Source organism: Burkholderia seminalis (assembly GCF_001718535.1).
Taxonomy (GTDB): domain Bacteria; phylum Pseudomonadota; class Gammaproteobacteria; order Burkholderiales; family Burkholderiaceae; genus Burkholderia; species Burkholderia seminalis.
The window spans coordinates 2,742,063-2,762,768 of record NZ_CP013400.1 but is presented as its reverse complement, the minus strand read 5'-3'; the positions used below and the strand labels follow the sequence as shown (position 1 = coordinate 2,762,768).

General features: G+C 67.6%; 17 protein-coding genes. 8 read left to right on the top strand and 9 right to left on the bottom strand.

Going from position 1 to position 20,706, the window contains the following annotated elements; all coding sequences use genetic code 11:
* Positions 1–114: 114 nt before the first annotated feature.
* On the bottom strand, positions 115–408 hold the full coding sequence (locus WJ12_RS32810; protein WP_034187785.1) for a DUF4148 domain-containing protein: 294 nt from the start codon (positions 406–408) through the stop codon (positions 115–117).
* Between the two features lie 442 nt (positions 409–850).
* Entirely contained in the window at positions 851–1,855 is a 1,005-nt protein-coding gene (ceoR, locus tag WJ12_RS32805) for a putative multidrug efflux transcriptional regulator CeoR (RefSeq protein ID WP_034187786.1), read from the bottom strand.
* A gap of 174 nt (positions 1,856–2,029) precedes the next feature.
* On the opposite strand from ceoR, the gene WJ12_RS32800 reads away from it, so the two are divergent.
* Genes WJ12_RS32800 through opcM form a run of 4 tightly spaced genes read left to right on the top strand, consistent with a single transcriptional unit; the run spans position 2,030 to position 8,932 of the window.
* Positions 2,030–2,890, top strand: coding sequence for an alpha/beta hydrolase (locus WJ12_RS32800; protein ID WP_034187787.1), 861 nt, complete (start codon positions 2,030–2,032; stop codon positions 2,888–2,890).
* 32 nt (positions 2,891–2,922) lie between these two features.
* The gene (ceoA, locus tag WJ12_RS32795; RefSeq protein WP_069246014.1) at positions 2,923–4,140 is read left to right on the top strand and encodes a multidrug efflux RND transporter periplasmic adaptor subunit CeoA; all 1,218 of its coding nucleotides are present in this window, start codon (positions 2,923–2,925) and stop codon (positions 4,138–4,140) included.
* A gap of 45 nt (positions 4,141–4,185) precedes the next feature.
* Positions 4,186–7,386, top strand: a complete 3,201-nt coding sequence (ceoB, locus tag WJ12_RS32790) for a multidrug efflux RND transporter permease subunit CeoB (protein ID WP_034187789.1) — start codon at positions 4,186–4,188, stop codon at positions 7,384–7,386.
* Positions 7,387–7,396: 10 nt separating this feature from the next.
* Positions 7,397–8,932: a multidrug efflux transporter outer membrane subunit OpcM gene (gene opcM, locus WJ12_RS32785; protein WP_034187790.1), complete on the top strand. Its 1,536-nt coding sequence runs from the start codon at positions 7,397–7,399 to the stop codon at positions 8,930–8,932.
* Between the two features lie 93 nt (positions 8,933–9,025).
* Here the strand turns inward: opcM and WJ12_RS32780 are convergent, their stop codons facing one another.
* Positions 9,026–9,622: a TetR/AcrR family transcriptional regulator gene (locus WJ12_RS32780; RefSeq protein WP_059558960.1), complete on the bottom strand. Its 597-nt coding sequence runs from the start codon at positions 9,620–9,622 to the stop codon at positions 9,026–9,028.
* Between the two features lie 129 nt (positions 9,623–9,751).
* Between WJ12_RS32780 and WJ12_RS32775 the strand changes: the two genes are divergently transcribed.
* Positions 9,752–10,183: a hypothetical protein gene (locus WJ12_RS32775; protein WP_034187792.1), complete on the top strand. Its 432-nt coding sequence runs from the start codon at positions 9,752–9,754 to the stop codon at positions 10,181–10,183.
* Between the two features lie 65 nt (positions 10,184–10,248).
* Here the strand turns inward: WJ12_RS32775 and WJ12_RS32770 are convergent, their stop codons facing one another.
* On the bottom strand, positions 10,249–11,139 hold the full coding sequence (locus WJ12_RS32770; RefSeq protein ID WP_049029246.1) for a LysR family transcriptional regulator: 891 nt from the start codon (positions 11,137–11,139) through the stop codon (positions 10,249–10,251).
* 98 nt (positions 11,140–11,237) lie between these two features.
* Here WJ12_RS32770 and WJ12_RS32765 point away from each other — a divergent pair, with 98 nt between their 5' ends.
* A complete protein-coding gene (locus WJ12_RS32765; RefSeq protein ID WP_034187865.1) occupies positions 11,238–11,678 on the top strand; it encodes a PACE efflux transporter in 441 nt (146 codons plus the stop codon).
* A gap of 102 nt (positions 11,679–11,780) precedes the next feature.
* Here WJ12_RS32765 and WJ12_RS32760 read toward each other — a convergent pair whose 3' ends face one another.
* From WJ12_RS32760 to WJ12_RS32740, 5 genes are all read right to left on the bottom strand, one after another.
* Positions 11,781–12,632: an alpha/beta fold hydrolase gene (locus WJ12_RS32760; protein ID WP_059558958.1), complete on the bottom strand. Its 852-nt coding sequence runs from the start codon at positions 12,630–12,632 to the stop codon at positions 11,781–11,783.
* A 237-nt stretch (positions 12,633–12,869) separates the two neighbouring features.
* Complete coding sequence (locus tag WJ12_RS32755; RefSeq protein WP_069246055.1) at positions 12,870–13,199, bottom strand: DUF3579 domain-containing protein; 330 nt, start codon at positions 13,197–13,199, stop codon at positions 12,870–12,872.
* Between the two features lie 25 nt (positions 13,200–13,224).
* Positions 13,225–14,586, bottom strand: a complete 1,362-nt coding sequence (locus tag WJ12_RS32750) for a sigma-54-dependent transcriptional regulator (RefSeq protein WP_059558955.1) — start codon at positions 14,584–14,586, stop codon at positions 13,225–13,227.
* The gene (locus tag WJ12_RS32745; protein ID WP_034187796.1) at positions 14,576–16,462 is read right to left on the bottom strand and encodes a sensor histidine kinase; all 1,887 of its coding nucleotides are present in this window, start codon (positions 16,460–16,462) and stop codon (positions 14,576–14,578) included. Before WJ12_RS32745 ends, WJ12_RS32750 begins: the two co-directional genes overlap by 11 nt.
* Before the next feature lie 173 nt (positions 16,463–16,635).
* Positions 16,636–18,000, bottom strand: coding sequence for a 2-hydroxycarboxylate transporter family protein (locus WJ12_RS32740; protein ID WP_049028681.1), 1,365 nt, complete (start codon positions 17,998–18,000; stop codon positions 16,636–16,638).
* 442 nt (positions 18,001–18,442) lie between these two features.
* Here WJ12_RS32740 and WJ12_RS32735 point away from each other — a divergent pair, with 442 nt between their 5' ends.
* Positions 18,443–19,273 carry a MetQ/NlpA family ABC transporter substrate-binding protein gene (locus WJ12_RS32735; RefSeq protein ID WP_034187798.1) on the top strand — a complete coding sequence of 277 codons (831 nt, stop codon included), beginning with the start codon at positions 18,443–18,445 and terminating at the stop codon, positions 19,271–19,273.
* Positions 19,274–19,284: 11 nt separating this feature from the next.
* Positions 19,285–20,703 carry an LLM class flavin-dependent oxidoreductase gene (locus tag WJ12_RS32730; RefSeq protein ID WP_059558953.1) on the top strand — a complete coding sequence of 473 codons (1,419 nt, stop codon included), beginning with the start codon at positions 19,285–19,287 and terminating at the stop codon, positions 20,701–20,703.
* The last annotated feature ends 3 nt before the right edge of the window (positions 20,704–20,706 follow it).

Genomic DNA, 20,706 nt, shown 5'->3' with positions numbered 1-20,706 from the left:
GCGAAGGAAGGGTGTCGTTCATCATGTGCTCCTGCAAGTCACTGACTCGGCGAGTCGTCGAAAGGTATGCCGCGACGCCGCGCACGGGCCGACCCGTTGCGCGGCGTCGCGCGTTTACCGGCCCCCGCCGGCGAGCTGGTTGCTTTCCGGCAGCGAGCGATACGGGCCCTGGGCGAGTTCGAGCCCTTGCGGATACGAATTCGCCTTGCGCAGGTACGCGAGCGTGCCGTCCTTGCGCGCTTGCACGACTTCCGCGCTCACTTCGGCACGCGTACGCGGGCCATTGTGCTGCGCGTACCACGACGTATTGCCGTAGTCGCCGGCGTGCGGCGTGCCCGAATCGGCGAAGGCCGGTGCGGACACGGCGAGCGTGAGCGCGAGGGCGGAGAGAAGATGGCGGCGGTTCATGGCATAACTCCTGTGTCGATATGAGTCAGCGCTTCAGCGCTGACTCGGATCCCATGTCGGAGCGGGCGTCCGAGCGCTGCTCCGGTCCCATCGAGCGGGATCTGTTCGATGCGCAACGAGGTGCGCGACAGGGTTTACTCTAGGTATCTGTTCGGTCGCGATAAATGCGGCAGACGCGAATTGATTTGTCGCCGCACCGGAACAATCGACATCCGCATGGACGACAGGGTTATGCGGAAATTGCCGGCAGCCCCGTGCAGCGGGGCGCACGCGGGTGCGGCGGCCATCCGCGACGGCGCGCGCGGGCGATTGCTGCTCGCGACACAAAGGTTTGCTGCGGAATCGGGAAGGATCGGATGCGCCGCGCGCATCGGCGGCTTGAAGACGGCGAGGAGAGCGGACGATGCGCGGGCCGCGCGGCCCGCGCATGCAGGTCAGACGATTACGCGACCCATTCGTTGATGACCGGCGTGTCGAGCGCCGGTGCGCGTTCGGCTTCCTCGAACGTGCGCTTGCTGCACGTCGCGTCGAGGCTGCCCTTGCCGCTCAGCAGCGGGCAGCGGTCGAACACCTCGGCCACCCAGTCGACGAACACGCGCACCTTCGGCGACAGGTGGCGGCTGTGCGGATACACGACCGAGATCGGCATCGGCAGCGGCTTGACGCCGGGCAGCACTTCCTTGAGCCGGCCTTCGCGCAGCTGCGGCAGCACCATGAAGAGCGGCGGCTGGATCAGGCCGAAGCCTTCGATCCCGCAGGTCACGTACGCATCCGCGTCGTTCACCGACACGATGCTGTTCATCTTCACCTCGATTTCCTTGCCTTCGGTGAGGAACGTCCAGTCGATCGTGCGGCCGGTGCGGCTTGAGAAATAATTGACGGCCTTGTGCTGGCCGAGATCGTCGATCGTCTGCGGCTCGCCGTGGCGCTCGAGATACGCGGGCGCGGCGACCGTCACGCATTCGAACAGGCCGACGCGACGCGCGACCAGCGACGAATCCTGCAGCGCGCCGACCCGGATCACGCAGTCGACGCCTTCCTGCAGCAGGTCGACCGGCCGGTCGGACAGGCCGAGCTGCAGGTCGATGTCCGGATAGCGTGTATGAAATTCGCACAGCGACGGAATCACGAGCAGCCGCCCGATCGAGCCCGGCATGTCGATACGCAACTTTCCGTGCGGTTTCCGGTTGTTGGCCTGGAAGCTCGCTTCGGTTTCCTCGACGTCCGCGAGGATCCGCACGCATCGTTCGTAGTACGCGGCGCCGTCCGGCGTGAGCGACAGCCGGCGCGTGGTCCGGTGCATCAGCCGCACGCCGAGGAAGGCTTCGAGATTCTGGATGATCGTCGTGACGGACGCTCGCGGCAGGCCGAGCGTTTCTGCTGCCTTGGTGAAGCTGCTTGTATCGACGACGCGAGTAAACACCTGCATGGCCTGAAGCCGGTCCATCACAACCTCCGCAATCTAATTTGCCGCCGGAACGACAAGGCTGCGCTACCTCGTGGGTAAACGCAGCCTCGGATTGTTCGGGGGCGTTGAATTGTGTTGCCGGATTATAGGCATTTATCCCAATGTCTGCCGGACCCAGAATTCGTTCCATCTCGAAATGGATGCTGCATCGTCATGGACGCTTCTGAATTCAGCAAATTCCTGAAAGCCGCGTTGCCCGCGCAAGCCTTGGCGGGCGCGGCGCTGACGGTCGCCGAAGTGGAAATTCCCGGCTACGCGCAGGACATCGTGCTGCGCCTCTACCGCCGCCCGGACAAGACCGGGTTGCCGGTAGTGCTTTATTTCCACGGCGGCGGTTTCGTCCGCGGTTCGCTCGAGGACGCGGATTTCGCCGCGCGTTTTTTAGCAGAACGCTTACCAGCACTCGTAGTGTCGGTCGATTATTCGCTCGCGCCGGCCTTTCCCTTTCCGGCCGCGCCGGAGGATGCGTATCGCGCGGCCGTGTGGGTCGCGACGCGGGCCCGCGCGTTCGGCGGCAACCCGAAGAAGATCGGGGTCGCCGGCCACGACGCGGGCGGCCAGCTCGCGAATTGCCTCGCCTTCATCGCCCGCGACCGCGGTGAAGTGTCGATCGCCGCGCAGGCGCTGTTCGGACCGATGCTCGACCCGAGCATGACGCGCATCGGCGACGCCGAGCGCCTCGCGTCCGACATCACCCCGCGCGAATGCGCGGCCTGTTATCGCGCGTATCTGCCGCAGGCGGCGCAGCGCATGCATCCGTACGCGGCGCCGCTCGAGTCGGTGCGCCTCGCGGGGCTGCCGCCGACGCTCGTCGTCACCGCGCAGAACGACGTGCTGCACGTCGAAGCGGAGAAATATGCGAGCTGCCTGATCTCGTCGGGCGTGCTCACGCAGGTGATCCGCTATCCGGACATCACGCACGCCGCGCTCGCGACGCACGAAGCCGCGTTCGAGGAAGCCGTGCGCTTCTTCCAGTGCCGCTTCCAGGCGCGCCAGCCGAACCGTTCCGAATAACCAAAACCATTCCACGTTTACTGGAGATCCACATGGTCATCCTACGCACCTCCCGCTCGCGAATCGCCACCGCGGCGATCGTGACGCTCGCCGTCGTCGGCCTCGGCACGTTCGGCGCGATGCGCGTGAACGCGAACGCGCCCGAGAAAGCGGCGGCGCCGCTGCCCGAAGTCGACGTCGCGACCGTCGTGCCGCAAACCGTGACCGACTGGCAAAGTTATTCGGGCCGCCTCGAAGCGGTCGAGAAAGTCGACGTGCGTCCGCAGGTGTCGGGCACGATCGTCGCGGTGAACTTCAAGGACGGCGCGCTCGTGAAGAAGGGCGACGTGCTGTTCGTGATCGACCCGCGCCCGTACCAGGCCGAAACCGATCGCGCGGCCGCGCAGCTGGCCGCCGCGCAGGCGCGCAACGGTTATGCGCAGACGGACTGGCAGCGCGCGCAGCGGCTGATCGGCGACAACGCGATCGCGAAGCGCGACTACGACGAGAAGCAGAACGCGGCGCGCGAGGCGACGGCGAACCTGAAGGCCGCCGAAGCCGCGCTGGAAACGGCGCGCATCAACCTCGGCTATACGCGGATCACCGCCCCCGTGTCGGGCCGCGTGTCGCGCGCGGAAATCACGCTCGGCAACGTCGTGTCGGCCGGCGCGTCGGCCGCGCCGCTGACGACGCTGGTATCGGTGTCGCCGATCTACGCGTCGTTCGACGCGGACGAGCAGACCTACCTGCAATACATCAACGGCGCGCGCAATGGCCGCAAGGTGCCGGTGGAGCTCGGTCTCGCGAACGAAACGGGCTACTCGCGCAGCGGCGAGATCGATTCGGTCGACAACCGGCTCGATACGTCGTCCGGCACGATCCGCGTACGCGCGCGTTTCGACAACGCCGACGGCGCGCTCGTCCCGGGGCTCTATGCCCGCGTGAAGGTGGGCGGCAGCGCGCCGCACGAGGCATTGCTCGTCGACGACGCGGCGATCAACACCGACCAGGACAAGAAGTTCGTGTTCGTCGTCGACCAGCAGGGCCGTGTGTCGTACCGCGAAGTGCAGCAGGGAATGCAGCACGGCAACCGGCGCGTGATCGTGAGCGGGTTGTCGGCCGGCGATCGCGTGATCGTGAACGGCACGCAGCGCGTACGCCCCGGCGAGCAGGTGAAGCCGCACATGGTCCCGATGACGGGCGGCGATGCGCCGTCCGCGCCGCTCGCGAACAACGCGAAGCCGGCCGCACCGGCGAAGGCGGATTCGTAAGCGGCCCGCCGCTTCGCATCCGCGTTCAACCAGACAGAGCCACACATGAACATTTCCAAATTCTTTATCGACCGGCCGATCTTTGCAGGAGTCCTATCGGTGATCATCCTGCTCGGCGGGGTGATCGCGATGTTCCTGCTGCCGATTTCGGAATATCCGGAAGTCGTGCCGCCTTCGGTGATCGTGAAGGCGCAGTATCCGGGCGCGAACCCGAAAGTGATCGCCGAGACGGTCGCGTCGCCGCTTGAAGAGCAGATCAACGGCGTCGAGGACATGCTCTACATGCAGTCGCAGGCGAACAGCGACGGCAACATGACGATCACCGTCACGTTCAAGCTCGGCACCGATCCGGACAAGGCCACGCAGCTCGTGCAGAACCGCGTGAACCAGGCGCTGCCGCGCTTGCCGGAAGACGTGCAGCGGCTCGGCATCACGACGGTGAAGAGCTCGCCGACGCTGACGATGGTGGTCCACCTGATCTCGCCGGACAACCGCTACGACATGACCTACCTGCGCAACTACGCGCTGATCAACGTGAAGGATCGCCTGTCGCGGATCCAGGGCGTCGGCCAGGTGCAGCTGTGGGGTTCGGGCGACTACGCGATGCGCGTATGGCTCGATCCGCAGAAGGTCGCGCAGCGCGGGCTGTCGGCCGAGGACGTCGTGCAGTCGATCCGCGAGCAGAACGTGCAGGTCGCGGCCGGCGTGATCGGCGCGTCGCCGTCGCTGCCCGGCACGCCGTTGCAGCTGTCGGTGAACGCGCGCGGCCGTCTGCAGACGGAAGACGAATTCGGCGACATCGTCGTGAAGACGACGCCGGACGGCGGCGTCACGCACCTGCGCGACATCGCGCGGATCGAGCTCGACGCGTCCGAATACGGGCTGCGCTCGCTGCTCGACAACAAGCCGGCCGTCGCGATGGCGATCAACCAGTCGCCGGGTGCGAACTCGCTGCAGATCTCGGACGAAGTCCGCAAGACGATGGCCGAGCTGAAGCAGGACATGCCGGCGGGCGTCGACTACAAGATCGTCTATGACCCGACGCAGTTCGTGCGCTCGTCGATCAAGGCCGTCGTGCACACGCTGCTCGAGGCGATCGCGCTGGTCGTGATCGTCGTGATCGTGTTCCTGCAGACCTGGCGCGCGTCGCTGATTCCGCTGATCGCGGTGCCGGTGTCGATCATCGGCACGTTCTCGCTGCTGCTGGCGTTCGGGTATTCGATCAACGCGTTGTCGCTGTTCGGGATGGTGCTCGCGATCGGGATCGTGGTCGACGATGCGATCGTCGTCGTCGAGAACGTCGAGCGGAACATCGAGAGCGGGATGAACGCGCGGCAGGCGACCTACAAGGCGATGCAGGAAGTGAGCGGGCCGATCATCGCGATCGCGCTGACGCTCGTCGCCGTGTTCGTGCCGCTCGCGTTCATGTCGGGCCTGACCGGCCAGTTCTACAAGCAGTTCGCGATGACCATCGCGATCTCGACGGTGATCTCGGCGTTCAACTCGCTGACGCTGTCGCCGGCGCTGTCCGCGATCCTGCTGAAGGGTCACGGCGACAAGGAAGACTGGCTCACGCGCGTGATGAACCGCGTGCTCGGCGGCTTCTTCCGCGGCTTCAACAAGGTGTTCCATCGCGGCGCGGAGAACTACGGCCGCGGCGTGCGCGGCGTGCTGTCGCGCAAGACGCTGATGCTCGGCGTGTACCTCGTGCTGGTGGGCGCGACCGTGCTCGTGTCGAAGGTCGTGCCGGGCGGCTTCGTGCCCGCGCAGGACAAGGAATACCTGATCGCGTTCGCGCAGCTGCCGAACGGCGCGTCGCTCGACCGTACCGAGAAGGTGATCCGCGACATGGGCTCGATCGCGCTGAAGCAGCCGGGCGTCGAGAGCGCGGTCGCGTTCCCGGGGCTGTCGGTGAACGGCTTCACGAACAGCTCGAGCGCGGGCATCGTGTTCGTCACGCTGAAGCCGTTCTCGGAACGGCATGGCAAGGCGCTGTCGGCCGGCGCGATCGCGGGCGCATTGAACCAGCAGTACAGCACGATGAAGGATTCGTTCGTCGCGGTGTTCCCGCCGCCGCCGGTGCTGGGGCTCGGTACGCTCGGCGGGTTCAAGATGCAGATCGAGGATCGCGGCGCGGTTGGCTACGCGAAGCTGTCGGATGCGACCAACGACTTCATCAAGCGCGCGCAGCAGGCGCCTGAACTCGGCCCGCTGTTCACGAGCTACCAGATCAACGTGCCGCAGCTCAACGTCGATCTCGATCGCGTGAAGGCGAAGCAGCTCGGCGTGCCGGTGACCGACGTGTTCAACACGATGCAGGTGTATCTCGGCTCGCTGTACGTGAACGACTTCAACCGCTTCGGGCGCGTGTACCAGGTGCGCGTGCAGGCCGATGCGCCGTTCCGCCAGCGCGCGGACGACATCCTGCAGCTGAAGACGCGCAACGACAAGGGGGAGATGGTGCCGCTGTCGTCGCTCGTCACCGTGACGCCGACGTTCGGCCCCGAAATGGTCGTGCGCTACAACGGCTACACGGCGGCCGACATCAACGGCGGCCCGGCGCCGGGTTTCTCGTCGGGCCAGGCGCAGGCCGCGATCGAGCGCATCGCGCATGAAACGCTGCCGCGCGGCGTGCGGTTCGAGTGGACCGACCTCACGTACCAGCAGATTCTTGCCGGCGATTCGGCGATGTACGTGTTCCCGATCAGCGTGCTGCTCGTGTTCCTCGTGCTCGCGGCGTTGTACGAAAGCCTGACGCTGCCGCTCGCGGTGATCCTGATTGTGCCGATGAGCATTCTGTCGGCGCTGACGGGCGTGTGGCTCACGCAGGGCGACAACAACATCTTCACGCAGATCGGCCTGATGGTGCTGGTGGGGCTGTCGGCGAAGAACGCGATCCTGATCGTCGAGTTCGCACGCGAGCTCGAACACGACGGCAGGACGCCGCTCGAGGCCGCGATCGAGGCGAGCCGGCTGCGTCTGCGCCCGATCCTGATGACGTCGATCGCCTTCATCATGGGCGTGGTGCCGCTTGTCACGTCGACGGGGGCCGGGTCGGAAATGCGCCATGCGATGGGGGTCGCGGTGTTCTTCGGGATGCTGGGCGTGACGCTGTTCGGGCTGATGCTGACGCCGGTGTTCTACGTCGTGCTGCGGACGCTCGCGGGCGGCAAGATCCACGTCGCCGGCAAGGATTCGTCGGGATACGGCGTGCCGCCGTCGGGCGCGTCGGCTTCGGATGCTTGAGGAAAACAAGATGGACAACATGCACAACACGAACGGCCTGATGCGCTTCGCGAAGGTGGCGGCCGCGAGCACCCTGCTCGCGACGCTGCTCGCCGCGTGCGCGGTGGGCCCCGACTACCAGCGTCCGGATGCCGCGGCGCCCGCCGCATTCAAGGAAGCGCCGACGCTCGCCGCCGGCGAGCAGGCCGGCACCTGGAAGACGGCCGAGCCGTCGGACGGCGCCCATCGCGGCGAATGGTGGAAGGTATTCGGCGACCCGGTGCTCGATTCGCTCGAGACCCAGGCGCTCGCCGCGAACCAGAACCTGAAGGCCGCGGCCGCGCGTGTCGAGGAAGCGCGCGCGGCGACGCGTTCGGCGCGTTCGCAATGGTTCCCGCAGGTCGGCGCCGGTTTCGGGCCGACGCGCGAAGGGCTGTCGTCGGCGTCGCAGTTCCAGCCGCAGGGCACGGGCCCGACCAACGCGACGCTGTGGCGCGCGCAGGGCACGGTGTCGTACGAGGCCGACCTGTTCGGCCGCGTCGGCCGCAACGTCGAGGCGTCGCGTGCGGACCAGGCGCAGAGCGAAGCGCTGTTCCGTTCGGTGCAGCTCGCGCTGCAGGCCGACGTCGCGCAGAACTACTTCGAACTGCGCCAGCTCGATGCGGACCAGGACCTGTACCGCCGCACGGTGGAGCTGCGCGAGCAGGCACTGACGCTCGTGCAGCGCCGCTTCAACGAAGGCGACATCAGCGAGCTCGACGTGTCGCGCGCGAAGAACGAGCTGGCCAGCGCGCAGGCCGATGCGGTCGGCGTCGCGCGCCGGCGTGCGGCGTCCGAGCATGCGCTCGCGATCCTGCTCGGCAAGGCGCCCGCGGATTTCGGGTTCAAGGAAACGCCGATCGTGCCGGTCGCGGTGAAGATTCCGCCGGGCCTGCCGTCCGCGCTGCTCGAACGCCGTCCGGACGTGTCGGCGGCCGAGCGCGCGATGGCCGCCGCGAATGCGCGGATCGGCCTCGCGAAGTCCGCGTACTTCCCGAAGCTCGATATCACGGGCTCGTTCGGTTATGAAGCGTCGACGCTCGGCAACCTGTTCCTGTGGTCGAGCCGCACGTTCCTGCTCGGGCCGTTCGCCGGCACCGCGCTGACGTTGCCGCTGTTCGACGGCGGCCGTCGCGCGGCCGGCGTGCAGCAGGCGCGCGCGCAGTACGACGAGCAGGTCGCGAACTACCGGCAGCAGGTGCTCGTCGCGTTCCGCGAGGTCGAGGACAATCTGTCCGACTTGCGCCTGCTCGACGACCAGATCCGCGCGCAGGATGCGGCCGTCAATGCGTCGCGCCGTGCGGCGAAGCTGTCTCGGACGCAGTACCAGGAAGGCGAGGTCGCCTATCTCGACGTGATCGACAGCGAGCGCTCGGTGCTGCAGTCGCAACTGCAGGCGAACCAGTTGACCGGCGCGCAGGCCGTGTCGACCGTCAACCTGATCCGCGCGCTCGGCGGCGGCTGGGGCGCGGCGCCGACGGCGGTCGGCGATGCGGCCTCCGTGAAGGCGGAAGTCGCAGCACGTTGACGCGGCGGCCCGTCAAGGGCCGTTCAGGCAGATGGTGGAGGCCAGTACCCCGATTCGCGGCAACGCGGGTCGGGGTTTTTCATTGGCCGGTCGTCAGGGCTGCCGTTCGGGCTGCACGTCCGTGCGCTCGGCGATCACGACTGCGTAGCGGCCGACCGCATCGGCGATGCGCTGCGCGAGTTCGGGATCGCGCACGGCACGCGCGAGCGTGACGCCGCCCGACAGCAGCGCGAGGAACGCGATCGCGCGGTCGTCGTCGGGTGGGTCGCCGAGCCCGGACGACACTTCGTCGACGATCTGCCGCAACGCCTGTTCGTACGCGTCGCGCGTGTCGTCGTCGGCGCGCATCACTTCGGGCGACAGGCTCGGCAGCGCGCAGCTTTCGCCGAGTGCGCAGGTGCGCCGCGGCCCGAGATAGAACGACACGAACGGGCGCCGCCAGCGCGCGCCGTGTTCGGCCTTGAGCGCCGCGACGCCTTGCCGGAGCTGGTCGAGGCCGTCGAGCACGACGGTGCGGAACGCTTCGCCTTTCGATTTGAAATGCCCGTAGAACGCGCCGTTGGTGACGCCGGCCGCTTTCGTCAGCGGACCGATGCCGGAGCCGCCGTAACCCTCCTGGCGGAACAGGCGGCTCGCGGCTTCGAGGATGCGCGTGCGGGTTTCGTGCTTGTGCTCGACGGAATAACGCATGACAGGCTCGCTTCAGGGCGATCGCTCTCTTTATGACTTGCATAGAGAGCGATCAGTGTCTAATGTATAGAGAGTGACTGATATTTATATCACGTCACGATTCCGATGACCTGACCTGGAGAAAGTGCGATGCCGATTACGCTGACAGTATCCGAAGGGGTTTTCACGCCGGACGACGAGGGGCCGGTGTTTGCCGAGTTGACCGATGCGCTGCTGGAAGTCGAGGGCTTGACCGGGAACGGGTTCCTGGCGCCGAACGTGGTGGGCACGCTCAACGTGCTGCCGCGTAACAGGACCTTCGTGCACGGCCGCGCGGCGCCCGCCGCGTTCGTCGAACTGAAACTGCCTGCCGTGGCGCTCGCGGCGCCCGACAAGCAGCGGCAATTCGTCGAACGGGCGACCGGGATCGTGCTGCATCGCGCGGGCGGGCGCCTGACGCCGGCGCAGGTATGGGTGAATGTCGTGCATGCGGCCGATGGCGGATGGGGCATTGCCGGGCGACGGTACGACAACGCAGCGCTCGTCGATTCGATTCAGGGCGCGGCGGTTGCCTCGCATTGATCGCAACTAACGGTCAGGCCGCCGGGCGTTGACCGACGGCGTGGCGGCGATGGCCGCCACGCCGGCTATTTGCCGTCGCCGGCCGCCCGCAGCGCGCGCACCAGCTCGCTCGCCGCCTTGCCGAGCTCCGTATGCTTCGGCCGCCGCAGATAAACGGGCAGCGGCAAGCCGTTGCGGATGTTCGCGAACACGAGCGGCGCGAGTTCGCCGTCGGCGACATACCGGCCGATCATGGATTCGGGCAGGTTCGCCCAGCCGTGCCCGGCCTTCACGAGCGAGATCGCGGTCGCCATGTCGGTCACTTTCCAGGTGCGGTTGCCGATCAGCGGCCGCACGTCGGTCAATGGCCGTTCGGGATCGGCGATCACGATCTGCCGGAAACCCGACAGCCGCTCGATCCCTTCGGGATGCGCGGCTTCGGCGAGCGACGGATGATCGGGCGCCGCAACGGCTAGCAGCGTCTCGGTCCACAGCGCATGAATCTGCTCCCGCGGATGCAGGTCGAGCCCGCCGTACGCGACGCAGAGATCGACGGTGCCGCGATGCAGGGCGTCGACGATCGCGTCCTGCGGCGCGGTCACGATGCTGATCGCGAGCGCCGGGTATTTCGCGGCAACGGCGGTCAGCGCACGCGCAACGGGCGCGCCGTCGAGTTCGGCCGCGAGCCCGAGCCGCAGCGTGTCCTCGACGCCTTCCGACAAGTGCCGCGCATGCGCACGCAGCGCATGCAGCCGTTCGGCGATCGAGCGTGCATCGGGCAGCAGCGCGATCATCGCGGCGGTTGGCGTCGGTTCGCGCGAGCCGCGATCGAACAGCACGAGATCGAGTTCGGCCTCGAGGTTCGCGATCGCCATGCTGACGGCCGACGGCGTGCGACCGAGCGCACGCGCGGCTGCCGAGAACGAGCCTTGGTCGATCACGGTCAGCAGCATGTCGATGTGATCGCTGGTCAGCATCGGCGGCCTCCTGTCAGCAAAATTGAAAGGACCTGACTTGGGCGGGCGGCGGCCCGCTGATAGTCTCGCCACCTTGTTCGACATGAAGGTGGATGGTCATGCAAGGGTGGAAGAGACGCATAGTTTACGTCGTGATGTTCGAGGTGCTCGGCATCCTCGTCGCGTCGTCGGTGCTCGGCATGCTGAGCGGGGCGAGTGTCGCGGCGAGCGGCCTGCTGGGCGTGATGATCTCGACGACGGGCGTCACGGTCAATTTTCTGTACAACCTCGCGTTCGAGGCATGGGAGCGGCGCAGCGCGGCGACGACGCGCACGGTCGGGCGGCGTGTGGTGCATGCGATCGGGTTCCAGGTCGCGCTGGTGACGTTCCTGATTCCGCTGATCGCGTGGTGGCTCGACGTGTCGCTGTGGCAGGCGTTCCTGTACGACGCGGTGCTGATCGTGTTCTTCCCGATCTTCACGTTCACGTACAACTGGGCGTTCGACAGCGTGTTCGGATTGCCGGATGCGGTGACGCGCAAGGCCGAACCGGTCGTCTGAGGCAAAGGCAGGCGCAACGGTGCGACGCGGGGTTGGCCGCCCGCATCGTTTCGTGTCGGAGGGGAAAAGGCGTGACGGGCGGCGCGACAGCCGCCCCGGAAATCACGCGGCGACGAATTCGTGCACGTAACGGTTGAACACGGCGGGGCTCGCGGCGTTCATCCCGTGCGACGCGCCGGCGACGGTCTGCCGTTGCGCGTTGGCGATCCACTGCGACAGCGTATCGACGTTGTGGCGGAACATCTTCGGGCTGCGCTGGCCGTCGATCAGCAGCGTGCGGCATGCGATATCGCCGGCCGTGTGCTGCGAATACGCGGGTAGCGGGTCGCGCAGCTGTTTCGGCAGCGTGCTCGCGTTGTCGATCGCCATCGTGCGGAAGCGCGACGTGCTCTTTTTCCACGCGCCCGGCAGGCTCACCGAATCGACGAACATCTCGAGACCGGATTCGACGTCGCCTTGGCCGATCAGGTTCACGGCCTGCGTGCGCAGCGCGAGCGCGGCGGCCGGCAGCGCGGCTTCGCGCACGCCCGGCTGCTGCAGCGGGCCGCCCGGATCGGCGAGCACGAGCGACTCGACGAGGTGCGGATGCTGGCGCGCGACGTTGAATGCAACGCTGCCGCCACGCGAATGGCCGACCAGGTGCACGGGGCCGAGATCGAGCGCGTCGATGAATTCGGCGAGCTCGTCGACGTGGTTCTGCCAGCTGAACTCGTCCTGGATGCCCGCTTCGACGGCCGGCCAGTAGTGGCTGAGGCTCGGCGCGATGCAGCGGTAGTGGGCCGACAGCGCGGCAAGTTGCGGATCCCAGTAGCGGTAGTCGCACAGCGAGCCGTGCACGAACACCATCGGCGCACCGCTGCCCCGCTCGACATACGGCAGGCTGATGCCCGACGAAAGCGTCGCAAATTGCAGGTCGGGGTTCGCGAGCACGGACGGCTCGATTCGCATGTTCATGACTGAAAGGCTCAAAGGTGCGTCAACACGACGCAACTATGCATCACGGCGACCTGCAAGGAAAACGCATAATTTTCATCGTGACGATCAATTTTTTTGATGGCTGTGGCGGAAACCCTTGTCGCAGCGTGGTCATGTGTCGAGGCCTTCAATCGTCTGACGATTCATTTCGCCGATGAAAGGGCGCGCGACGGCCCGCGCGCATGCGCCTTCGCCGCGAAAAAGGAGGCCCGCGCGTCAGCGCACCGTCAACGCGGGCGCGGTCTGAAGCGCGACGGGAAGGTCGTTGTCGGCGGCGAACTGCATCGCGAAGGCGAATGCGTCCGCGCATACGGTGCGCAATTCGTCCGACACGAACAGGCATTTGACGTTGCCGTCGACGATGGGCATCGCGAGCCGCGACAGCGCGCACGGATAGCCGGGCCGCCGTTCGCCGACGAACAGCGTGATGACGCCCGCGAGGCGCTCGGGCCAGTCGCTCGGGCGGAAGGTCTTCCGCGCGTGCGTGATGCCGCGGATCAGGTGGCCGGTGATGCGTCCGCGTTCGGTGACTTCGATGCGATCCATGCTGTCGTGCGTGCCCTCGTTCGCGTCATTCGCCACCGTCGGCCGCCGCGTCGCCGCGCGCGGGGATCCGCAGGTTGCGCAGCTTGTGATAGAGCGTCTTCTTCGGCATGCCGAGCGCGACGCTGGCATCGGCCACGTTGCCGTGGTGACGCTGCAGCATGTCCTCGATCAGCATCCGTTCGAAATACGCGAGCTGCTCCGCGAGCGTGCCGCCCACGACCGGCGCTGCGCCGGACGACAGCAGGCTGTCGCCGGTCAGCCCGAGCACGAAGCGGTCGGCCACGTTCTGCAGCTCGCGCACGTTGCCGGGCCACGCATGCGTCATCAGTTCGGACACCTGCGCGGCCGTGACGACCGGCGCCGGCTGCCCGAAGCGCCGCGCGGCCGCGAGCACGAAATGCTCGAACAGCAACGGTACGTCCTCGCGCCGCTCGCGCAGCGGCGGCAGCTCGATCTGCGCGACGTTGAGGCGATACAGGAGGTCCGCGCGAAAGCGCCCGTCGGCCGCGAGTTCGGCGAGATCGGCCTTCGAGGCGGCCACCACGCGGCAGTCGACCGGAATCAGCTCGTTCGCGCCGAGCCGCTCGACCACGCGCTCCTGCAGCACGCGCAGCATCTTGATCTGCAGCGCAATCGGCATCGTCTCGATCTCGTCGAGGAACAGCGTGCCGCCGTCCGCCCATTCGATCTTGCCGATGCGCTTCTTGATCGCGCCCGTGAACGCGCCGGCTTCGTGGCCGAACAGTTCGCTCTCGAAGATCTGCTCGGGCAGGCCGCCGCAATTGAGCGCGACGAAATGCGCGTCGCGCCGGCCGCCGAAGTCGTGCAGGCTGCGCGCGATCAGTTCCTTGCCGGTACCCGTCTCGCCGGTGATCAGCACCGACACCGCGGTATCGGCGAGGCGCAGGATCTTCTTGCGCACGTCGGCCATCGCGGGCGACTTGCCGAGCACGAACGCCTCGATGCCCTGCCAGTTGTTCAGCGCCGCGCGCAGCCCCTGCACCTCGAGCGTCAGGCGGCGCTTCTCGACCGCGCGCGCGACGCGCCCGGCGATCACGTCCGACGAAAACGGCTTCTCGATGAAGTCGTACGCGCCGACCTGCATCGCGCCGACGGCCGTCGAGATGTCCGCGTGGCCGCTGATCAGCACGACCGGGATCTGCGCATCGACGGCCATCACGCGGTCGAGCAGCTGCAGCCCGTCGATGCCCGGCATCCGCACGTCCGACACGATCACGACCGGCGCGCCCGGTGCGACGTGGGCGAGCGCGTCGGCGGCCGACGCGAATGCGTCCACCGGGAACCCGGCGAGCGCGACGGCCTGCTCGACGCCGATCCGGACGTTTTCATCGTCCTCGACGACCAGCACGCGAATCTTATCTTCCATGCTCTATCCTCTGTTGCGGCGTGGCCGCCGCGAATTCGATACTGAACTGCGCGCCGCCCTCGTCGCGGTTCGTCGCGGCGATCCTCGCGCCGAATGCCTCGACGAGGCGCGACGTGATCGCGAGGCCGAGCCCGAGGCCCTGGCCGCGCGGCTTGGTCGTGACGAACGGCTCGAACAGGTGCGGCAGCACGTCGGGCGCGATGCCGGCGCCGCTGTCGGCCACCGTGAAGCGCACGCGGCCCGCTTCGTCGGGCCCGGCGGCTTCGATGACGATGCGGCGCACCGGTGCGTCGTGCACCGCGTCGAGCGCGTTGCCGAGCAGGTTCACGATCACCTGCTGCAACTGGCTCGACTCGGCCGACACGGTCGTGCCGGGGGCGATGTTCACGTCGAGCCGCACGCCTTCGTCGCGAATCCGCGCGTCGTAGATCAGCCGCGCATGCGCGACGGCCTCGTTCAGCGACACCGCGACGCGTTCGACGTCGGGCTTGCGCGCGAAGGTCTTCAGCTCACCGGTGAGCACGGCCATGCCGTCGACCAGCTTGCCGATCCGTTCGAGGTTCGCGAGCGCCGGCGCCGGCTGGCCGCGCTCGAAGAACGTGCGCGCGTTGTCGCACAGCGTGCGGATCGCGACGAGCGGCTGGTTCAGCTCGTGGGTGAGGCCGGCGGCCATCTGCCCGAGCACCGCGAGCTTGCCCGCATGCACGACTTCCTGTTGCGACGCGCGCAGCCGCTGCTCGGTGCGCTCGCGCTCGACGATCTCGCGCTGCATCCGCTCGTTCGCGGCCGTCAGCGCGGCCGTGCGCTGCGCGACGGTCAGTTCGAGCCGGTCGTTCGCGCGGCGCAGCGCGTCCTGCGCGTTCAGCCGCGCGACGATCGCCCGGCGGCGCTGGATCGCATAGCCGGCCAGCAGCGCCGCGATCAGGAACGCGCCGGTGACGAACACGAACGCCGTCTGCTGCTGGCGCCGCGCGCCCGCGATGTCGAGCAGTACCATCAGCGAATCGCCGGCCTGCGGCGCGGGGCGCGACATCACGAGATAACGCGTGGTGTGGCCCGCGCGGCGTGGATCGGGGAACGTGCCGAACCACGCGGCCGAGCTGCGGTCGCCGATGCGGCGGTACGGCAGCGCGTCGACGGTGCGGCCCGCGTATTGGCGCGACGCCTGGATGTCGCGCTGCTGCTGCGCGGTGATCGGGCGCAGCGCGGTGAATTTCCATGCGGGCTCGGTCGAGATCACGACCACGCCGTTGCTGTCGACGACCATCGCGGCGACGCCCGGCGCGCGCCAGGCCGATTCGAGCGGATCGACGCTGATCTTCACGGCGGCCACGCCGATCGGCACGCCGTCGTCGCGCACCGCGCTCGCGAAATAGACGCCCGGCACGCCCGTGTTGGTGCCGATCCCGAAGAAGCGGCCGCTGCCGCGCGCGAGCGCGTCCTTGAAGTACGGCCGGTACGACACGTTGGTGCCGACGAAGCTGATCGTCTCGTTCCAGTTGCTGGCGGCGATCACCTCGCCCTGCAGGTCGATCACGTCGACCGCGCCGCTGCCGGCGTCGCGGTTCACGGCTTCGAGGTAGGTGTTTACCGAGTGCACGAGCGCGGGCGCATCGTGCGGCGCGGCCTTCAGCATCGCGCGCACGCCGTCCTGCCGCGCGACGAGGCCCGGCAGGATCTCGAAGCGGCCGAGTTCGCTCTTCAGGCTCGACGCGTACAGGTCGAGCCGGTGCGCGCCGGTTTCCTCGAGCGCGTCGATCGCGCGTTCCCACGCGAAATCGACGGCGGCGCCCGCCACGCCGACATACAGCGCGGCAGCCGACGCCCAGCCCCACCACGGGATTCCCTTGAAGCCCTTTTGCACGTTCGCCCTCATCGAAGCCCGCTACCGTCGATCTGCCACCGGCCGTCCGCCACCGGCCCTCCGCCACCGGCCCTCCGCCACCGGCCCTCCGCCACCGGCCCTCCCTAACGACACGCGCCGCGCGCCGGCGAGGCCGGCGGCGGCGCGTGCGAAGCAGCCTGCGCGACGGTGCGCGCGGCCGCGCATCAACCGAAGTGCGCGACCAGGATCAGCGTCACCGTGACGACGATCGCGCCGCCGATCCGCGTCGCGATCTGCGCGAACGGCATCAGCTGCATCCGGTTCGCGGCGGTCAGGATCGCGACGTCGCCGGTGCCGCCTTGCCCGCTGTGGCAGGCGTTCACGATTGCGGTGTCGATAGGGTACATCTTCAGCAGGCGGCCGACCACGAAACCGGTGCCCATCAGCGTCGCGACGGTCGACACGATCGTGACCACGTTGACGATCGTGAACGCGGCGGTCAGCTTGTCCCACGGCGTCATCGCGACGCCGATCGCGAACAGCAGCGGATACGTGACGGCGGTCGAGAAGAACTTGTAGACGACGAACGCGCCTTCCTGCAGCGGCGGCGACACCGCGCGCGCGAGCTTCACGAGCACCGCGAGGAACAGCATCGCGACCGGCGCGGGCAGGCCGAACAGCTTGTGCGCCATCAGGCCGACGAGGTACAGCGTGATGGCGGTGATGCCGGCGCCCGCGATGTGCGTGACGTCGACATGGCCGCGGATCTCTTCGCTTTCCGGCGTCATGTCGCCGCTTTCGCCGACCTGCAGGCGGCCGTTGCCGGTCAGGTGCGGCAGGCGCTTGCCGAGCATGTCGAGCGCGCCCGACAGGATGATCGCGGTCAGGCTGCCGAGCATCACCGGCGGCAGCACCATCGCGAACATCTCGCCCTGCGGCAGGTGCATCAGTTCCGAATAGCCGATCGACAGCGGAATCGCGCCTTCGCCGACGCCGCCCGCCATGATCGGCACGACGATGTACAGCAGCGTGTGGCGCGCGCCGAGGCCGAGCGCGGTGCCGACGGCCGTGCCGACGATCGCCGCGGCGACCGAACCGGCCGCGAGCGGGATGAAGATCTTCACGAAGCCCTGGATCAGCACGCGGCGATCCATGCTCAGGATGCTGCCGACGATGATCGACGCGATGAACAGGTACAGGAAGTTGGTCGACTTCGTGAATTCGACGGTCAGGTTCAGCACCGGCTTCGGCAGCACATGGTAGTACGTGAGCGCCGACGGCACGAAGGTCGCGAAGATCGCGGCCGCGCCGATGTTGCGCAGGAGCGGCAGGCGCTTGCCGAGTTCCGCGCAGGTGAAGCCGAAGAACGCGAGCACGGCGATCGCCATCGAGATTTCGCCCGGCACCTTGCCCGTCACCGCGAAGCCGACGATCAGCGCGAACAGGATCACGTAGACGGGCAGCGGGATGATGCCGATGCGGATTTCCATCAGCTTCCACCAGCCTTCCGGCCAGAAGCGTGCGCGCGTGGCGGGGCCGGCTTCGGCAATCGGCTCGGGATGGGACGGGGTATGGATAGAGGTCTGCAAGACGTGTCTCCTGATGTTGGAATGCCTGCATCGCTTCGCGGCATCGTGTGCCGTCTGTTACGCAACCCCCGTGCCAGGAATCCGGCCTGCCGGAATATTTTCAATGCATTGATTCATAAGGGATTTGTTTCGTCTGCGGAAAGGGTTGGCCGGCCGGCTGGCCGAGATTTCGGAATTCGCCGCGCGCCCAGGCCGAGATTTCGGCCAGACGGCCGGCCAGGCACCCGGTCCGGCGTCCGGCCGGCCCTTTGGGCGCGCCCGGCCGCCCGCCATATCGCCGCGCGCGATTTTCTTCCCACAATCGCTTCGTAGACCGCCCCCGCGCCGCTCTCTATCATCGGCTGATCCTTTTCCGATGCGATGACGACCGTCCGGAGAACGCCCATGCGTTCGCCGCGGCGCCGCTCATCCGTCGATACCGTCTTTGGACAGGAGTGGTTTCATGCTGCATCCCGTTTTTTCCGCCCGCTTTTCCGCCGGCCGCGCGGCTCGCCTGCTGATGGCCGCGCTGCTCGGCGTCGTGCTGCTGAACGGCGCGCGCGCCGACACCGCGCCGCTGAAGGTCGGCATCTCGACCAGCCCGCAGATCGAGGCGCTGAAGATCGCCGCGAAGGAGGCGAAAGAGCAGGGGCTCGACGTGAAGATCGTCGAGTTCACCGACTGGAATACGCCGAACGCCGCGCTCGCGAACAAGGACATCGACGTCAACTACTTCCAGCACATCCCGTTTCTCGAGAACGCGAAGAAGCAGGGCGGCTACAACTTCATCTCGATCGCGCCCGGCACGATCATGAAGATCGGCCTCTATTCGAAGAAGGTGAAGCGCTTCGACGAACTGAAGGACGGTGCGCGCGTCGCGATCGCGAACGATCCGGTCAACGGCGGGCGCGGCTTGCTGCTGCTGCAGCGCGCCGGGCTCATCACGCTGAAGCCGGGCGCCGATTACCGCGCGACCACGCACGACATCGTCGCCAACCCGAAGCATCTGAAGATCATCCCGCTCGAGGCGTCGCAGCTCGCGCGCTCGCTCGACGACGTCGATCTCGCGCAGGGCTACCCGAGCTTCATCAAGCTTGCCGGCACGACCGATCCGAACAGCGCGCTGCTGTTCGACGGCACCGAGAACAAGAACTTCGCGATCCAGTGGGTCGTGCGGCCCGAGAGCGCGAACGATCCGCGCATCCGCAAGTTCATCGCGATCTACCAGCACTCGCCGGCCGTGCGCCGTGCGCTCGACAACGCGTTCGGCTCGCTGTACGCGATCGCGTGGTGACGGAGGCAGGCATGACGACGGCGAACCGCAAGAAGATCCTGCTCAACGCGTTCAACATGAACTGCGTCGGGCACATCAACCACGGGCTGTGGACGCATCCGCGCGACCGCTCCGCGCACTACACCGATCTCGACTACTGGGCCGATCTCTCGAAGACGCTCGAACGCGGCAAGTTCGACGGGATCTTTCTCGCGGACATCGTCGGCGTGTACGACGTGTTCGGCGGCGGCCCCGAAGCGGCGCTGCGCGAATCGGTGCAGGTGCCGGTCAACGATCCGCTGCTGCTCGTGCCCGCGATGGCGCAGGTCACGCGGCATCTCGGCTTCGGCGTGACCGCGAACCTGACCTACGAGCCGCCTTATCTGTTCGCGCGCCGCATGTCGACGCTCGATCATCTGACGAAAGGCCGCGTGGGCTGGAACATCGTCACCGGCTACCTCGACAGCGCCGCGCGCGGGATGGGCCTCGCGCAGCAAATCGGCCACGACGACCGCTACGAGCGCGCGGACGACTACATGGACGTCGTCTACAAGCTGTGGGAACAGAGCTGGGACGACGACGCGGTGATCCGCGATGCGCAGGCGCGCGTGTTCGCGCAGCCGGGCAAGGTGCGGCGCGTGAAGCACGACGGGCCGTTCTATTCGGTCGACGCGATCCATCTGAGCGAGCCGTCGCTGCAGCGCACGCCGGTGCTGTACCAGGCCGGGTCGTCGGCGCGCGGCGTCGAGTTCGCGGGCCGTCACGCGGAATGCGTGTTCGTGAACGGGCAGAGCAAGGCGGCCGCGCGCGCGGCGGCGCTCGACATCCGCGCGGCCGCCGCGCGGCAGGGCCGCGATCCGGCATCGATCCGGATCTTCGCGGGCGTGAGCGTCGTGACGGCCGAGACCGAGCGGCTCGCACGCGAGAAATTCGACGAATACCGGCGCTATGCGAGCCCCGAAGCCGGCCTCGCGCATTTCGCGAGCTCGACCGGCATCGATTTCGCGCAGTACGGCCTCGACGAGCCGATCTCGTACGTGAAGACCGATTCGATCCAGTCGGCCGTCGACGCGATCTCGCGCAAGAGCACGACCGGCACGTGGACCGTGCGGCGCATGCTCGAACAGATGTCGCTCGGCGGCCGTTACGCGCCGATCGTCGGCTCGCCGTCGCAGGTCGCGGACGAACTGCAGTCGTGGATCGACGAGACCGGCATCGACGGCTTCAACCTGACGCGCACCGTGATGCCCGAATCGTTCGAGGATTTCGTCGACTGGGTCGTGCCGGAACTGCAGAACCGCGGCGTCTACAAGGAAGACTACGATCCCGCGCCGACGCTGCGCGAGAAGCTGTTCGGCGCGGGCCCGCGCCTGCCCGCGTGGCACACCGGCGCGCAGCACCGGCCGGCCGCCGCGGCGCAAACCGAACCCGCGCATCCCGCGCATGCGTGAACC

Excerpts from the sequence above, each read along its gene's own strand:
- WJ12_RS32810 (WP_034187785.1), bottom strand. The coding sequence starts at position 408 with ATGAACCGCCGCCATCTTCTCTCCGCCCTCGCGCTCACGCTCGCCGTG.
- ceoR (WP_034187786.1), bottom strand. The coding sequence starts at position 1,855 with ATGGACCGGCTTCAGGCCATGCAGGTGTTTACTCGCGTCGTCGATACA.
- WJ12_RS32800 (WP_034187787.1), top strand. The coding sequence starts at position 2,030 with ATGGACGCTTCTGAATTCAGCAAATTCCTGAAAGCCGCGTTGCCCGCG.
- ceoA (WP_069246014.1), top strand. The coding sequence starts at position 2,923 with ATGGTCATCCTACGCACCTCCCGCTCGCGAATCGCCACCGCGGCGATC.
- ceoB (WP_034187789.1), top strand. The coding sequence starts at position 4,186 with ATGAACATTTCCAAATTCTTTATCGACCGGCCGATCTTTGCAGGAGTC.
- opcM (WP_034187790.1), top strand. The coding sequence starts at position 7,397 with ATGGACAACATGCACAACACGAACGGCCTGATGCGCTTCGCGAAGGTG.
- WJ12_RS32780 (WP_059558960.1), bottom strand. The coding sequence starts at position 9,622 with ATGCGTTATTCCGTCGAGCACAAGCACGAAACCCGCACGCGCATCCTC.
- WJ12_RS32775 (WP_034187792.1), top strand. The coding sequence starts at position 9,752 with ATGCCGATTACGCTGACAGTATCCGAAGGGGTTTTCACGCCGGACGAC.
- WJ12_RS32770 (WP_049029246.1), bottom strand. The coding sequence starts at position 11,139 with ATGCTGACCAGCGATCACATCGACATGCTGCTGACCGTGATCGACCAA.
- WJ12_RS32765 (WP_034187865.1), top strand. The coding sequence starts at position 11,238 with ATGCAAGGGTGGAAGAGACGCATAGTTTACGTCGTGATGTTCGAGGTG.
- WJ12_RS32760 (WP_059558958.1), bottom strand. The coding sequence starts at position 12,632 with ATGAACATGCGAATCGAGCCGTCCGTGCTCGCGAACCCCGACCTGCAA.
- WJ12_RS32755 (WP_069246055.1), bottom strand. The coding sequence starts at position 13,199 with ATGGATCGCATCGAAGTCACCGAACGCGGACGCATCACCGGCCACCTG.
- WJ12_RS32750 (WP_059558955.1), bottom strand. The coding sequence starts at position 14,586 with ATGGAAGATAAGATTCGCGTGCTGGTCGTCGAGGACGATGAAAACGTC.
- WJ12_RS32745 (WP_034187796.1), bottom strand. The coding sequence starts at position 16,462 with ATGAGGGCGAACGTGCAAAAGGGCTTCAAGGGAATCCCGTGGTGGGGC.
- WJ12_RS32735 (WP_034187798.1), top strand. The coding sequence starts at position 18,443 with ATGCTGCATCCCGTTTTTTCCGCCCGCTTTTCCGCCGGCCGCGCGGCT.
- WJ12_RS32730 (WP_059558953.1), top strand. The coding sequence starts at position 19,285 with ATGACGACGGCGAACCGCAAGAAGATCCTGCTCAACGCGTTCAACATG.